General features: G+C 67.4%; 12 protein-coding genes. 4 read left to right on the top strand and 8 right to left on the bottom strand.

The window, feature by feature from the left end:
• Positions 1 to 90 precede the first annotated feature (90 nt).
• Together trmB and E5206_RS04845 are read left to right on the top strand one after the other, a co-directional pair.
• Positions 91 to 1,014, top strand: a complete 924-nt coding sequence (trmB, locus tag E5206_RS04850; RefSeq protein ID WP_136321504.1) for a tRNA (guanosine(46)-N7)-methyltransferase TrmB — start codon at positions 91 to 93, stop codon at positions 1,012 to 1,014.
• Between the two features lie 130 nt (positions 1,015 to 1,144).
• Positions 1,145 to 1,969, top strand: a complete 825-nt coding sequence (locus E5206_RS04845) for a DUF1206 domain-containing protein (RefSeq protein ID WP_240689939.1) — start codon at positions 1,145 to 1,147, stop codon at positions 1,967 to 1,969.
• A 16-nt stretch (positions 1,970 to 1,985) separates the two neighbouring features.
• Here E5206_RS04845 and E5206_RS04840 read toward each other — a convergent pair whose 3' ends face one another.
• Entirely contained in the window at positions 1,986 to 2,672 is a 687-nt protein-coding gene (locus E5206_RS04840; protein WP_136321503.1) for a zf-HC2 domain-containing protein, read from the bottom strand.
• Complete coding sequence (locus E5206_RS04835) at positions 2,669 to 3,169, bottom strand: sigma-70 family RNA polymerase sigma factor (RefSeq protein ID WP_136321502.1); 501 nt, start codon at positions 3,167 to 3,169, stop codon at positions 2,669 to 2,671. The genes E5206_RS04840 and E5206_RS04835 overlap by 4 nt, the downstream gene beginning before the upstream one ends.
• Positions 3,170 to 3,357: 188 nt before the next feature.
• Here E5206_RS04835 and E5206_RS04830 point away from each other — a divergent pair, with 188 nt between their 5' ends.
• Entirely contained in the window at positions 3,358 to 3,894 is a 537-nt protein-coding gene (locus tag E5206_RS04830; protein WP_136321501.1) for a hypothetical protein, read from the top strand.
• 10 nt (positions 3,895 to 3,904) lie between these two features.
• Here the strand turns inward: E5206_RS04830 and E5206_RS04825 are convergent, their stop codons facing one another.
• Positions 3,905 to 4,783 (bottom strand): hypothetical protein, encoded by an 879-nt coding sequence (locus tag E5206_RS04825; protein WP_136321500.1) that lies wholly within the window; start codon positions 4,781 to 4,783, stop codon positions 3,905 to 3,907.
• Between the two features lie 184 nt (positions 4,784 to 4,967).
• On the opposite strand from E5206_RS04825, the gene E5206_RS04820 reads away from it, so the two are divergent.
• Positions 4,968 to 8,411: a DEAD/DEAH box helicase gene (locus E5206_RS04820; RefSeq protein WP_136321499.1), complete on the top strand. Its 3,444-nt coding sequence runs from the start codon at positions 4,968 to 4,970 to the stop codon at positions 8,409 to 8,411.
• A 101-nt stretch (positions 8,412 to 8,512) separates the two neighbouring features.
• Here the strand turns inward: E5206_RS04820 and E5206_RS04815 are convergent, their stop codons facing one another.
• The 5 genes from E5206_RS04815 to dnaK form a co-directional block, all read right to left on the bottom strand.
• Positions 8,513 to 8,911, bottom strand: a complete 399-nt coding sequence (locus E5206_RS04815; RefSeq protein WP_136321498.1) for a hypothetical protein — start codon at positions 8,909 to 8,911, stop codon at positions 8,513 to 8,515.
• Between the two features lie 264 nt (positions 8,912 to 9,175).
• Positions 9,176 to 9,598: a helix-turn-helix transcriptional regulator gene (locus E5206_RS04810; protein ID WP_136321497.1), complete on the bottom strand. Its 423-nt coding sequence runs from the start codon at positions 9,596 to 9,598 to the stop codon at positions 9,176 to 9,178.
• Between the two features lie 10 nt (positions 9,599 to 9,608).
• Positions 9,609 to 10,595 carry a DnaJ C-terminal domain-containing protein gene (locus tag E5206_RS04805; RefSeq protein WP_205760008.1) on the bottom strand — a complete coding sequence of 329 codons (987 nt, stop codon included), beginning with the start codon at positions 10,593 to 10,595 and terminating at the stop codon, positions 9,609 to 9,611.
• Positions 10,596 to 10,770: 175 nt separating this feature from the next.
• A complete protein-coding gene (locus E5206_RS04800) occupies positions 10,771 to 11,418 on the bottom strand; it encodes a nucleotide exchange factor GrpE (protein WP_136321496.1) in 648 nt (215 codons plus the stop codon).
• A 2-nt stretch (positions 11,419 to 11,420) separates the two neighbouring features.
• A complete protein-coding gene (gene dnaK, locus E5206_RS04795; protein WP_136321495.1) occupies positions 11,421 to 13,283 on the bottom strand; it encodes a molecular chaperone DnaK in 1,863 nt (620 codons plus the stop codon).
• Between the last annotated feature and the right edge of the window lie 146 nt (positions 13,284 to 13,429).

Genomic DNA, 13,429 nt, shown 5'->3' with positions numbered 1-13,429 from the left:
CCGCCGGGTCAACGGTCCTCTCCGGACCGGCCGCCCCCTCGCCTTCCCCCCACGCCGTCCGCCCCGGTAATCTCCTCTATTCTGGAAAGGATGAGTGAATCCCCAGAATCCCCCCAGACGCCGCAGCCGTCGCGCCCGGTCACCCCCGGAAGCCAGGCCTCCTTCGGGACCTACGGCGGCCGGCCTGTCAGCTTCGTGCGCCGCGGGACCCGGCTGCAGGGCCGGCGGCAGGCCGCCTGGGAGGAGCACTCCGACCGCTGGGCCGTCGAGGTTCCCCGCCACGTCGCCAACACCTCCGTGCATCCGGACTATGTGTTTGACGCCAAAGCCGAATTCGGCCGCAACGCCCCGCTGATCGTGGAGATCGGGTCCGGCCTCGGTGACGCCGTGTGCCATGCCGCGGAGCAGAACCCGGACACGGACTTCCTGGCCGTTGAGGTCTACACGCCGGGCCTGGCGAACACCCTGATCAAGATCAACAGCCGCAAGCTGGGCAACGTCCGTGTGGTCGAGGCGAATGCCCCGGAGGTACTCGCCACCATGCTGCCGGCGGCTTCGGTCACGGAACTGTGGGTCTTCTTCCCCGATCCGTGGCACAAATCCCGACACCACAAGCGCCGCCTCATCCAGCCGGCCTTCGCCGAACTCGCCGCGAGGGCGCTCAAGCCCGGCGGCGTCTGGCGGATCGCGACGGACTGGTCCAATTACGCCGTCCATGTCCGCGAGGTCCTGGCCGGCTCGCCCGATTTCGAGAATCTGCATGAAGGCGAACGCGGCGGCACCGAAAGTCCGCTGACCCGGGTGTGGGAATCTGGCGTCGAGTCCCTCGTGGGCGGCGCGCCCGTGAAGGAAGGCCGCGCACCGGTCAGCACCGACCAGACCGGCCCCAACGAAGGCATCGACGAGACGGGCGGATGGGCCCCGCGGTTCGAGGGACGGATCCTGACGAGCTTCGAGAACAAGGCGCACGAGGCCGGCCGCCTCATCTTCGACCTCAGCTACCGGCGCCGCTGAACCTCGGCTGCCGGGGCCGCTGAGCCTCGGCTGCCGGGGCCTGTTCCCGGGCGCTCCCGCGTGGCACGATTGCCGAAGAGGCAGGTGCGGGGCGGTAACGCCTGTTAGGACAACCGAGTCACGCGAGGGTTTGATCATCAAGAAGGAAATCAAAGACGCGGCGGAAATCGCCGAGGACGTCACCAACTCGAAGCCGCTCGAGGTTGTGGCCCGGGCCGGGTTTGCCGTGAGCGGCATCCTGCACCTGCTGATCGGGCTGGTCGCCATCCGGCTTGCCATGGGCGGTCAGGGCCAGGCAGACGTCAGCGGCGCCGTCGAGGAGCTCGCTGTCCAGCCCGCCGGACCGGTGCTGCTCTGGAGCTCCTTCGCGGCCTGCGTCGCCTTGGCCCTCTGGCAGGCCAGCGACGCCATCTTCGATTTCGAGCACCTTCCCACCAGGAAGAAGGTCGGGAAGAAACTCAAGGCCGCGCTCCAGGCCGTGGTGTATGCCGGAATCGCCGCGACGCTCATGTCCTTCGCCATCGGTGCCCGCTCCGACCACCGCCGCTCCACGAGCGACCTGACCGCGGCGCTCATGCAGGCCCCGGGAGGCTTCCTCCTCCTGCTGCTCCTCGGCGCCGCGGTGGCTGTCACCGGAATCGTCTACGCCATCCGCGGCTTCCGGCAGTCGTTCACCAAATATCTCCGGCTGCCGTCCCCGGAGACGGCGCGCAAGGCGGTAAAGGTGCTTGGTGTGGCCGGCTACGCAGCCAAGGGCATCGTATTGTTCCTCGTCGGCCTGCTGATCATCGTCGCCACCGTGACGGCGCACCCCGAGGAATCAACCGGGCTCGACGGCGGCCTGAAGGCCCTGCGCGAGCAGCCGTTTGGCTTCTACTTGCTGGCCGCCGTCGGCGCCGGACTGATCTGCTACGGCATCTTCATGGTCGTGCGGTCCAAACTCGCCAGGATGTAGGCACCCCGCGGCCGCGCTACCCGTTCGGCACGGCGATGACGGCCACGGTCTGCTGCTGCCCGTTCCGCATCTCGACGCTGGTGATGCTCGAGAGCTGCAGGGGCGTGGCTCCGGTGATCCTGACCTTGCCGGAAGGGGTTGCCGTCCAGGAACAGGCACGGTCTTCTCCACCGTCGCGGGCCTTCACCCACAGCGAGAACGTCCCCTCCGCAGGCAGGCTCCGGCCATCAACCGCCAGTTCGGTCCCCCAGGCCTTCCTGACGAGGCCCACGGTGACCTGGAGTCCGTTGCTGGCCTGGACCGAGTAGCTGGCGTCCGGTTTAGGAAGCGGACTAAGCAGCGGCCCGGCCAGGACGCCCAGGGCGAGGCACGCCGCAGCCGCGGCCGCGGCCGCCGCCGACCACCGGCGTCGCACTTTCCTGCGACGGGCGGCAAGTTCATCGAGCAGGCGCCGCGGGACCGGACTGGTCCCGGCCGCCGCCGGGGCCGCCTCACGGCCCGCCGCAACTGCCGCGGCGGTGAGCGCGACGGCGTCGGGTATCGGAAGTGCGTCGAGCAGGGCCGGGAGGCTGGCCAATTCGTCCAGCTCCTGCCGGCAGTCCGTGCAGGAGCCCAGATGCTGCTCAAATACAGCCGCTTCCGCAGGCTCCAGGCCCCCGAGAAGATATGCGCCGAGCAGCTGGTGGAGTTCCGTTGCCGTCACCGCTGCACCCCCATTTCGTCAAGGATCGTCCGCAACGCGCGCACGGCGTAGAAGGCCCGGGATTTCACGGTGCCGGTGGGGATATTCAACTGCACCGAGGCCTCCTGGACCGTGAAGCGGCGGTAGTGGAGGGCGACAAGGACGTCGCGGTGCTCCGCGCTGAGCCGGAGCAGCGCCTCCTCCATCAGGACCCTGTTGAGCAGATCGTCGACGCGTTCGGCAGCATCCACAAGATCGGCCACATCGCGTTCCGTGGCCTCACGCGGGCGGCGCTGGGCCTTGCGGTAATTGTCGATCATGATGTTGCGGGCAGTCCTGAAGAGATAGCTGCGCAGGCTCCCGGTGATCTGCGGAGCCTGCTGCCAGACACGCAACACCGTCTCCTGCACGATGTCATCCGCCAGTTGCGGATCCCGGGAGGCGCTGAGAACGAAGCGCCTCAGGGCCGTTCCATGGTCGCGGTAGATCGCAGCCACCACGTCTTCGTCCAGCGGCATTCGCCACCTCCCGGCTCGATCTCCTTCTGCCGTAACGACGTACGCGCCGGGGCATCAGTTCAGTCAACGGGTTCCCCCGGAACCCGGACGGAAGACGGGCCCTCGCTATGAACCATTCTTCACCCCACGGCGTCATATCGGATAGCGCCGGTCTGACGAGTTGGCCGGCAGGAGCCAAGGAGCAGCAGATGAAAAAGTACCGCAGCATCGGCCTGTCCGCTTTCGCCCTCGCGGCGTTACTCTCCGGCTGCGCCGGCAGCAGCGGCACCGCAACGTCGGCCCCCGCTCCCAGCAGCGCGGCGGCTACGGAATCCGCCACCGGCGCGCCCGCCAGTTCCCCTCCGGCCGCTGTTCCGGCAGCCGCGGAACTCATGACCGCAGCGTCCAAGGCGGGCCAGATCGTGGTCGACGCCAAGGGCTTGAGCGTCTACTACTTCGCCAAGGACACGAAGGGCTCCGGGACCAGCGCCTGCACCGGCGCCTGCCTCACCAATTGGCCGCCGGTCACCACCACCTCTGATGCCCCGGCCGTCACCGGGATCACCGGCACCGTGGGAACCATCGCCACGCCCGACGGCAAGAAACAGCTGACCATCAATGGCATGCCCGTCTACCACTTCGCCAAGGACACGGCCGCCGGCGACATCCTGGGCCAGGGCGTGGGCGGCGTCTGGTCCCTCGTGTCTCCGTCCGGGGAGATGATCACCGCAACCGGAGGCTACTGATCACCAGGGCTTAGGCGTCGTCGTCCTCGAACTCGAACTCGAGGGCGGCCACGATCTCCTTGCTCTCCGGGTGGATCATAAAGGCTTCTTCATCGTCTTCCAGCATGAGGAATTCACCCTGGTCCGTGGTGAAATGCCATGCCAGGGTCGTCTCACCGTTGTGCACGTAGTTGGGGTCGCCCATGCTGATCTTCTCCAGCGTGTGCCCGGCCACGTCGCACAGCTCCCGGATGATCAGCTCGAACTCCGGAGCGTCCAGCAGCGCGTCTTCCTCGGCCTCGGCCTGGCGTTCCGCCAGGTTGGGGATGCTGGCCACCCGCTGGGCAATGTGCCGCTCGAGTTCCTCGGCGTCCAGGAGCAGGAGTTCCTCCTGGCCCCGGAGCCAGGCAGCGTTGAGCGCGGTGATGTCCTCGGTCTCCAGCAGCGACTCGAACTCTGCGTCGAGCTCTTCCATCTGCTGGACGGCTTCCGGGACCTCGGCACCGGCATCGGCACCCAGATCGGCGTCCCCATCCAGGTAACGGTCGGCATCGTCCTCGGACAAGGCATCGAAGGCGGCAACGGTGCGGTTGAAGAGATCAAGGTGCCCGGCGGCGCCCATGGCTTCGAGCCCCTCGCGGATGAAGGCGTCGACGTCCTCACGCCCGAGCGCCGTGAACACGTACTGGGCGAAGCCGCCTTCCAGGCACTGCGTCAGGTAGAAGTCCACATAGTAGCTGCGCAGCGCGTTCCCGGCGATTTCCTCAACGTCGAGCAGTTCCGCATACATGGCGTTGACGACGTCGACATTCGCGTCAACCACCGCCGCGTCGCCGCCGTTGATGCTCTCCTTGCTCAGGACCAGGGCGTTGCTCGTGCCGGAAGTGCTGGTGGAAAGGCCGTTGTTCATGGGGAATCCTCACTGCTGAATGCGGGTGGCGCTCCGAACCATTTCAAGCTACGTTCCCCGGTTGTCCCCCGGCTGAGCTGGAGTTGAACGCCAGGCAAACCTTGGGGGCGGAGCCCTGGCCGCGGGCTCCCCCGCAGGCTCGCTAAGATGGATCAGATGACCAACTGCTGAAAGTAGCGCGCACATGCCATCCCATCCGGACGAGAGTGCGGCACTGGCAATACAGACTCCCGCCATTAACGACCGCTCGCTTGCGGCCGGACTGGCCTACGCCATGGGGAGCCGCGTTTCCGGGATCTCCTTCGACGCCGCGACCGGTCTTATGCTGGGCAAGGTGCGCGGCGGCTCGGATGTGCCCTATTCGACGACAGCGAAGCTGGTCCGGAAGGCGGGCGGCTGGAGCTGCACCGTGGGGGTGTGCAGCTGCCCGGTCCGGAAGGACTGCAAGCACGTGGCGGCGTTGCTGTTCGCGGCCGAGGACAATCCGGCGACCCGGGTCCAGTTGCTGGCTCCGGCCGAGGTCACGCGGCTGTCCCGCCAGGCGGCGACGCTGGAGGTACCGGACTGGGAACAGGCCCTCAGCCCGCTGATTGCCCGCCCCGGCATCACCGCGTCCACCAGCGGCATCCCGCTGGCACTCCAGTTCGAGGTGGAGGAACCCGCCCCGCACTTCTCCTACACCGGCCGCCGGGACCCGCTGCGCAGCGTGCGCCAGCTCAAGGCGCGGCCCGTGATCATGGGCGCCAAGGGCAAATGGATCCGCGGGGACGTCTCCTGGAACACCCTGAGCTATCTGAGCTACCGGCGCGAATGCAATGAGGCCCACGTCGAGTGGATGCAGGAATTCCTGGCCTCCCACACGGCTTTGGCCAACCGCCAACACGCCGGCACCGCCCCGTGGCTGGGACTGAACACCTACGCCGGCAAGAACCTGTGGAGCCTGCTTGCCCAGGCGCAGAAGATCGGCGTCGCCCTGGTTCACGGCCGCGGCCAGGAACCGGTACGGGTCGTCGAAGAGCCTGCTGCCGTCGGGCTTAACCTCACCCGTTTCGGCGCTGCGGCGCCCTCCGGACCGGAGGCGGCGGGCGCCGTCGTGCCCGCGGGCGGCGGCCAGGGGAAGGACGGAGGGCTGGCGCTTGAGCCGACCATCACCGTCGAGGGTGTTGTGGTTGACCCGGCGTCCGTGGGGACCATCGGCCACCCGGCGCACGGGATCTTCCTGACCTCGGACGGCGACGCCCTCCCCGGCGTCGCGCCCGGGGACCCGATGATCACGCTCGCACCCCTGGAGGGCGGGCTCAGCGAAGAGCTCCTGACCTTCGTGACCGCCGGGACCACCCTGCACATCCCGGCCCGGGATGAAGGGCGCTTCCTGACCGGGTTCTACCCCAAGCTCAAGCAGACCGCCCGGGTCACCGCCTCCGACGAGTCCGTGGAACTGCCCACCCTGGCCGTCCCCACCCTGTCCCTGCTCGCCAACTACGGCGCGGACCACCGGGTCCGGCTGCACTGGGAATGGCACTACAAGACCGGGAACCTGGTCACCGCCCAGCCTCTCTGGCGCCATCCCGGCGATCACGGCTACCGGGACGACCCCGCCGAGGCCCGCATCCTTGAGGACGTCGGGCAGCCCTGGGACGTGGTGCCGGCGCTGGGCGAATCGGCCACCGGCGGCTGGGGGACTCCGCGCCTCGCGGCCTCCGTGGAACTCAGCGGCCTGGACACGCTGGCCTTCACCGAGGAGCTGCTCCCCCGGCTCCGCGAGCTTCCCGGCGTCGCGGTGGATACCGCAGGCGAGATCGCGGACTACCGCGAAGCCGCAGAGGCGCCCGTGGTGGCGATTTCCACGAAGGCGACAGACAGCCGCGACTGGTTCGACCTTGGCATCGTGATCACCCTGGAGGGCCAGCCGGTTTCCTTCGCGGCATTGTTCTCCGCCCTCGCCGCCGGGCAGACCAGGATGCTGCTTCCCAGCGGCGCCTACTTCTCTCTTGACCTGCCCGAACTGCACCAGCTGCGGGCGCTGATTGATGAAGCCCGCGCCCTTCAGGACAACCCCGGCAACAAGGACGCGCCGCTGCAGATCAGCCGCTTCCAGGCCGGCCTATGGGACGAACTCGCCCAGCTCGGCGTCGTGGACGAGCAGGCCGCCGCCTGGCGGGAGGCTGTCGGCGGGCTGCTCGAAGGCGGTGTGAAAGGCCTGCCGCTGCCCGGGACACTGCATGCGGAGCTGCGCCCCTACCAGCTGGAGGGCTTCAACTGGCTCAGCTTCCTCTACCGGCACGGGCTGGGCGGGGTGCTGGCCGACGACATGGGCCTGGGCAAGACCGTCCAGGCCCTGGCGCTGATCTGCGCCGCCAAGGTGGCTGCCGGGGACGCCCCGGGGGCTGCCCCCTTCCTTGTCGTCGCCCCCACCAGCGTCGTGGGCAACTGGGAGGCGGAGACCGCCCGGTTCGCGCCCGGCCTGGCGGTGCGGGCGATCGGCGAGACGTTCGCCAAGAGCGGCTCCAACCCGGCCGAGGCGATGGCCGGCGCGGATATCATCATCACCTCCTATGCGCTGTTCCGGATCGACTACGAGGCCTACGCCTCGCGGGAATGGGCCGGCCTGGTCCTGGACGAGGCCCAGTTCGTCAAGAACCACCAGTCCAAGGCCTACCAGTGCGCCCGGAAGCTGCCGGCCGCCTTCAAGCTGGCCATCACGGGCACCCCGCTGGAGAACAACCTGATGGAGTTCTGGTCGCTCACCTCCATCGTGGCTCCGGGGCTCTTTTCCAGCCCGAAACGGTTCGCCGAGTATTACCAGAAGCCGGTGGAGAAAAACGGTGACAAGGCGCAGCTGGACAAGCTCCGCCGCCGGGTCCGGCCGCTCATGATGCGCCGCACCAAGGAACAGGTCATCCACGACCTGCCGCCCAAGCAGGAGCAGATCCTCGAGGTGGTGCTCAATCCGCGGCACCAGAAGGTCTACCAGACGCACCTGCAGCGGGAGCGGCAGAAGATCCTGGGCCTGATCGACGACGTCAACAAGAACCGCTTCACGATCTTCCAGTCGCTGACCCTGCTCCGGCAGCTCAGCCTGGATCCGTCCCTGATTGACCCGTCGCTGTCCGGGGTGCGGTCCAGCAAGCTCGATGTGCTGTTCGAGCAGTTGGGGGACCTCGTGGCGGAAGGCCACCGGGCGCTGATCTTCAGCCAGTTCACCGGTTTCCTCGGCAAGGTCCGGGATCGGCTGGTCGAGGAGAACATCGAGTTCTGCTACCTGGACGGCAGCACCCGCAACCGGACCGACGTCGTCAATGAGTTCAAGAACGGCGCCGCGCCGGTGTTCCTGATCAGCCTCAAGGCCGGCGGCTTCGGGCTGAACCTGACCGAGGCCGATTATGTGTTCCTGCTGGACCCGTGGTGGAACCCGGCGTCCGAGGCCCAGGCCGTGGACCGGACGCACCGGATCGGCCAGGCCAGGAACGTCATGGTCTACCGGCTCGTTGCCAAGGACACCATCGAGGAGAAGGTCATGGCGCTCAAGGCCAGGAAGTCCCAGCTCTTCGCGGACGTTATGGAAGGCGACGCGCTGACCGGCGGCGCGCTGACCGCGGATGATCTGGCCGGGCTGTTCAACGACTGAGCGCCGGCCGGCCCCAGCAGCAACGCGGGGTCACGTCGCGCCGGTAAAACCCGTCGGGATGGGCGCGATGTGACCCCGCGTTGCACGGCTCAGGCGCCGGTTCAGGCGCCGGCGGGGGCGGCCAGGGAGCGTGGAGCCGTCCTGCTGCGGAGCCACCGGCCCAGCGCCTTGCCCTTGCCCTTCCACCAGTTGTCATCATCCGAGTCGCTGCGCCAGCGGAAGATCACGACGACGGCCACGAAGACACCGGTGGCGACGTTGAGCCAGGTACCGGAGGCGGCCGCGATCACTACACTGGCCGTCGTGAACAGGATCGCCGGGAGTGCGAGGGTCAGGAAGACCGTGTTGGCGACGTAGCGGCGATGGGACCGCGGTACGGAGAGCACACGGACCATGTCGGAACAGACGCAGACGAGGACAAGGGTCTGCCCCAGAATCATCAGGATCGATCCCGGCAACGATCCCGCGAATTGGACGGCCGATGCCAGCCCGGAGCTCATGACCAGCTCCTTGAAGCTGCGAATCGTTGCCCGGGGGTGGCTGGTTTCGAGGATTCGGTCATGGCTTGCCCTCCCGACAGTTCCGGCGGTTGCGCTGGCGGCAGGGTTGGACAGCCTGCCACACCCATTCAACGGGGCGGGGCGTCCTGGAGTCACGTGTAGGGAAGTACCCGACTTCATGCCGGGACTACCCGAAAAATTCCGCGACCACTCGGTCCGGACCGCCTGCCGCGCGGAAGCGGCAGGCCGGGCGCACACAAGGGGCTATTCGGTGCCGCGGGGCCTCCACACCACGAGGGCCTGGGAACGCCCGCGGGGGCGCTGGCCGCGGACCAGGCTGACGACGTCGCCCGCGGTTCCGGCGGCGAAGATGCGGGAGTCCAGCGGCAGCCCGCGCTTGTCGAGTTTCTCGCTCAGCTCGCTGACCCGGCGCTGCAGGGCGGCGACCTGGTTCTCCAGTTGGAGGATCCGTTTGATGCCCTCCAGGGAGACGCCCTCCTGGGAGAGTCGCTGGACCTCGCGGAGCATGTTCACGTCCCGCTGCGAGTAGCGCCGGGACTTGCCGGGTGCCCTGCTGGGCGAAACGATGCCGAGCCGGTCGTACTGGCGCAGCGTCTGCGGATGCATGGCCGCCAGTTCCGCGGCGACGGAGATGACGAAGATTGGCTGGTCGAAGTCGATGGCCATGGCAGGCTCCTTAGAGCCTGGCCTTGGCTGCCAGGCCGGCACGGACATCCTCGCCGTCGGTGGCCGCTGCAAAGGCCTTCACGGCTTCCTCAGCTTCCTTGCTCAGCTTCTTGGGGACCGCGACGTCAATCGTCACCAGCAGGTCGCCGGTGGCCTTGGTGTGCTTCACGCCGCGGCCCTTGACCCGGAGCGTGCGACCCGAAGGCGTGCCGGAGGGGACCCGGACCCTGACCGTGTCCCCGTCGATGGTGGGGACCTCGATGTCCGCGCCCAGGGCCGCCTCCGGGAAGGTGACCGGAACATGGATACGGAGGTTGTCGCCGTCGCGGGTGTAGAAATCGTGCGGCTTCACGGAGACCGTGACCATGAGGTCACCGTTGCCCGCCGGGCCGTACTGGCCCTTGCCGCGGACGCGGACCTTCTGGCCGTCCTTAATGCCGGCCGGGACGCGGACGTCGATAACCTCGCCATCCGGTTCGCGCAGGCCGATCGTGGTGCCGCGGACCGAGCCCGCAAAGGAGATGGTGGTCGATGCGGTCCGGTCAGCGCCCTTCTGCGGGGCGCGCTGGAAGGACTGGCCACCACCCCCGAATCCGCCGCCGCCGAAGAGGTCGGCGAACTCGGGCGGAATACCGCCGGATGTACTGAAACCGCCGGAGTGACGGCCGGCGTTGCCCGTGAACAGGCCGCCGAAGAGATCCTCGAAACCGGCGCCGCCGCCCGCACCGCCGCCCGCGCCGCCCGGGGCAAACCGTGCGCCGCCGCCCATGGCCCGGATGGCATCGTACTGCTGGCGCTCATCGGCGTCGGACAGCACCGAGTACGCCTCGGAGATGTCCTTGAACTTCCGCTCCGATGCAGCGTTCCCCGCGTTGGTGTCCGGGTGGTGCTGCCGAGCGAGCTTCCGGTAGGCCTTCTTGATGTCGGCGTCGGAAGCGTCCTTGGCGACACCCAGGATCTTGTAGAAGTCCTTGTCCACCCAGTCCTGGCTAGCCAATGGCGTTTCCTTTCAAAAGAACAAAAAGCGTTAAGGCGAGATTACCCCGACGCCGCCGGACGGATGAGGGGGCCCGGGAGTGGCATCGGGCCTACCGGAGCGTGGCGGCTAAGTCCGCAGGACTTAGCCGCCACGCGTAGGGGCGGGGCCCCCTCATCCGTCCGGCGTGTGCTGACTAAGCCGGTACGGCCACGATCACCTGGGCCGCGCGGAGCACCCTGTCGCCGGTCTTGTAGCCCGCGCGCAGGACCTGGCTGACGGTGTCGATCTCGACGTCCGGGCCGGGCTGCTGGATGAGGGCCTCGTGGACCGTGGGATCGAACTCCACGCCGGTCTCATCGATGCGCGCCAGGCCGTACGTCTTCAGCGCGTTCTCCAGCTTGGCGGCGATCGCGGCGAACGGGCCGTCCGCGAGGTCACCGTGCTGGCGTGCGGCGTCGACGTCGTCCAGTACCGGCAGCAGCGAGTTCAGGACGCCGATGACGGCCATCTCCCCTGCAACGGCACGGTCGCGTTCGACGCGCTTGCGGTAGTTGACGTATTCGGCCTGGAGCCGGCGGAGATCGTCCTTCAACTCCTCCGCTTCGGCTGCGCCCGCGCCCTGGGCGACGGATTCCGCGGCAGGAACCTCAACACTGTTGAGGATGTCCGCCGCCTGGGACAGCGCGTCCCCGGAACCGGTGTGCTGCTCCTGGTCCGGGTGCCGGGCCTGACCGGTCTTCGGGTCAACCTTGCGGTTGTCGTGGATGACCGGCTTCTCGGGCTCGTTGTCGCGCCGGTTCGCGGAAGAATCGTGCTCTTCTTCGTTGCCGTGATGCGGCATGGTTACTTCTTCTCGTCTTCGTCAACGATTTCGGCGTCGACGATGTCCTCGTCGGATCCGGCGGCCTTCTCGCCGGCGGGGGCACCCTGGGCGCCGGCGGCGCCGTCCGGGGAACCTGCCTGGGCGTAGATGGCCTCGCCGAGCTTGGTCTGGGAAGCCTGCAGCTTCTCAAACGCGGTCTTCACGACGGCGTCATCCGTGCCTTCGAGCGCGGCCTTGAGGGCGTCGACGTCGGCCTTGACCTCCGTCTTGACCTCTTCCGGCAGCTTGTCGGCGTTGTCGGCGATCAGCTTGTCCACCGAGTAGGCGAGCTGCTCGGCGGTGTTGCGGGTGTCGGTTGCCTCGCGGCGGGCCTTGTCCTCCGCGGCGTGCTCCTCGGCGTCACGGACCATGCGGTCGATGTCTTCCTTGGAGAGGGCGGTGCCACCGGTGATGGTCATGGACTGTTCCTTGCCGGTGCCCTTGTCCTTCGCGGAGACGTGCACGATGCCGTTGGCGTCGATGTCGAAGGTGACCTCGACCTGCGGGACGCCGCGCGGTGCCGGAGCGATGCCGGTCAGTTCGAAGGTGCCCAGCGGCTTGTTGTCGCGGGTGAACTCACGCTCGCCCTGGAAGACCTGGATGGCCACGGACGGCTGGTTGTCGTCAGCCGTGGTGAACGTCTCGGACCGCTTGGTGGGGATGGCCGTGTTGCGCTCGATCAGGTGCGTCATGACACCGCCCTTGGTTTCGATGCCCAGGGACAGCGGGGTGACGTCGATCAGCAGCACGTCCTTGCGCTCGCCCTTCAGGACGCCGGCCTGCAGTGCGGCGCCGACGGCGACGACCTCGTCCGGGTTGACGCCCTTGTTGGGCTCCTTGCCGCCGGCGAGCTCCTTGACCAGGTCGTAGACTGCCGGCATGCGGGTGGAGCCGCCGACGAGCACGATGTGGTCGATCTCGGAGAGCTTGATGCCGGCTTCCTTGATGACGTCCTGGAACGGCTTCTTGGTGCGGTCCAGCAGATCCTTGGTGAGGTCCTGGAACTTGGCGCGGGTGAGCTGCTCATCCAGGTGGACCGGGCCGTCGGGGGTGACGGAGAGGTACTGGAGCGAGACGTTGGTGCTGGAGGAGGAGGAGAGTTCCTTCTTGGCCTGCTCGGAGGCTTCACGCAGGCGCTGCAGGGCGATCTTGTCCTTGGACAGGTCGATGCCCTTGACCTTGAGCTGGTTCAGCAGGTAGTCCACGACGCGCTGGTCCCAGTCGTCGCCGCCGAGGTGGTTGTCACCCGCGGTGGAGCGCACCTGGATGGTGGAGAAGTTGTCTTCATCCTTGCCCACCTCAAGGAGGGAAACGTCGAAGGTTCCGCCGCCGAGGTCGAACACGAGGATGAGCTCGTCTTCCTTGCCCTTGTCCAGGCCGTAGGCCAGGGCGGCCGCGGTGGGCTCGTTGACGATGCGCAGCACCTTCAGGCCTGCGATTTCGCCGGCCTCCTTGGTGGCCTGGCGCTGGGCGTCGTTGAAGTACGCGGGGACGGTGATCACGGCGTCCGTGACCTTTTCACCCAGGTAGGACTCGGCGTCGTTCTTCAGCTTCATCAGGATACGGGCGGAGATTTCCTGCGCCGTGTACTTCTTGTCGTCGATGGCGACGGTCCAGTCGGTGCCCATGTGGCGCTTGACGGAAGCGATGGTGCGGTCAATGTTGTTGACGGCCTGGCGCTTGGCGATCTCGCCGACCAGGACTTCGCCGGACTTGGAGAATGCAACGACCGACGGCGTGGTGCGGCCACCCTCAGCATTGGCAATGACGGTGGGCTCGCCACCTTCGAGAACGGAGACGACGGAGTTGGTGGTTCCGAGGTCAATACCTACTGCACGTGACATATGTTGCTTCCTTCTTTTCTGGCAAACCAGCTGGGATTGGCTGCGGACCCGGCAGGCCCGACCGTTATTGAGCGATCTACACTCAACTTTACTCAAGGCCCGATGAAAGTCAATCCAAAGTTGAGCCGATATGACTCAACTTTGAA

The organism is Arthrobacter sp. PAMC25564 (assembly GCF_004798705.1).
Classification (GTDB): Bacteria; Actinomycetota; Actinomycetes; order Actinomycetales; family Micrococcaceae; genus Arthrobacter.
The sequence above is the reverse complement of the archived record's forward strand: the minus strand, read 5'-3'. Positions and strand labels throughout refer to the sequence as shown.

Excerpts from the sequence above, each read along its gene's own strand:
- trmB (WP_136321504.1), top strand. The coding sequence starts at position 91 with ATGAGTGAATCCCCAGAATCCCCCCAGACGCCGCAGCCGTCGCGCCCG.
- E5206_RS04835 (WP_136321502.1), bottom strand. The coding sequence starts at position 3,169 with ATGCCGCTGGACGAAGACGTGGTGGCTGCGATCTACCGCGACCATGGA.
- E5206_RS04830 (WP_136321501.1), top strand. The coding sequence starts at position 3,358 with ATGAAAAAGTACCGCAGCATCGGCCTGTCCGCTTTCGCCCTCGCGGCG.
- E5206_RS04825 (WP_136321500.1), bottom strand. The coding sequence starts at position 4,783 with ATGAACAACGGCCTTTCCACCAGCACTTCCGGCACGAGCAACGCCCTG.
- E5206_RS04820 (WP_136321499.1), top strand. The coding sequence starts at position 4,968 with ATGCCATCCCATCCGGACGAGAGTGCGGCACTGGCAATACAGACTCCC.
- E5206_RS04815 (WP_136321498.1), bottom strand. The coding sequence starts at position 8,911 with ATGAGCTCCGGGCTGGCATCGGCCGTCCAATTCGCGGGATCGTTGCCG.
- E5206_RS04810 (WP_136321497.1), bottom strand. The coding sequence starts at position 9,598 with ATGGCCATCGACTTCGACCAGCCAATCTTCGTCATCTCCGTCGCCGCG.
- E5206_RS04800 (WP_136321496.1), bottom strand. The coding sequence starts at position 11,418 with ATGCCGCATCACGGCAACGAAGAAGAGCACGATTCTTCCGCGAACCGG.
- dnaK (WP_136321495.1), bottom strand. The coding sequence starts at position 13,283 with ATGTCACGTGCAGTAGGTATTGACCTCGGAACCACCAACTCCGTCGTC.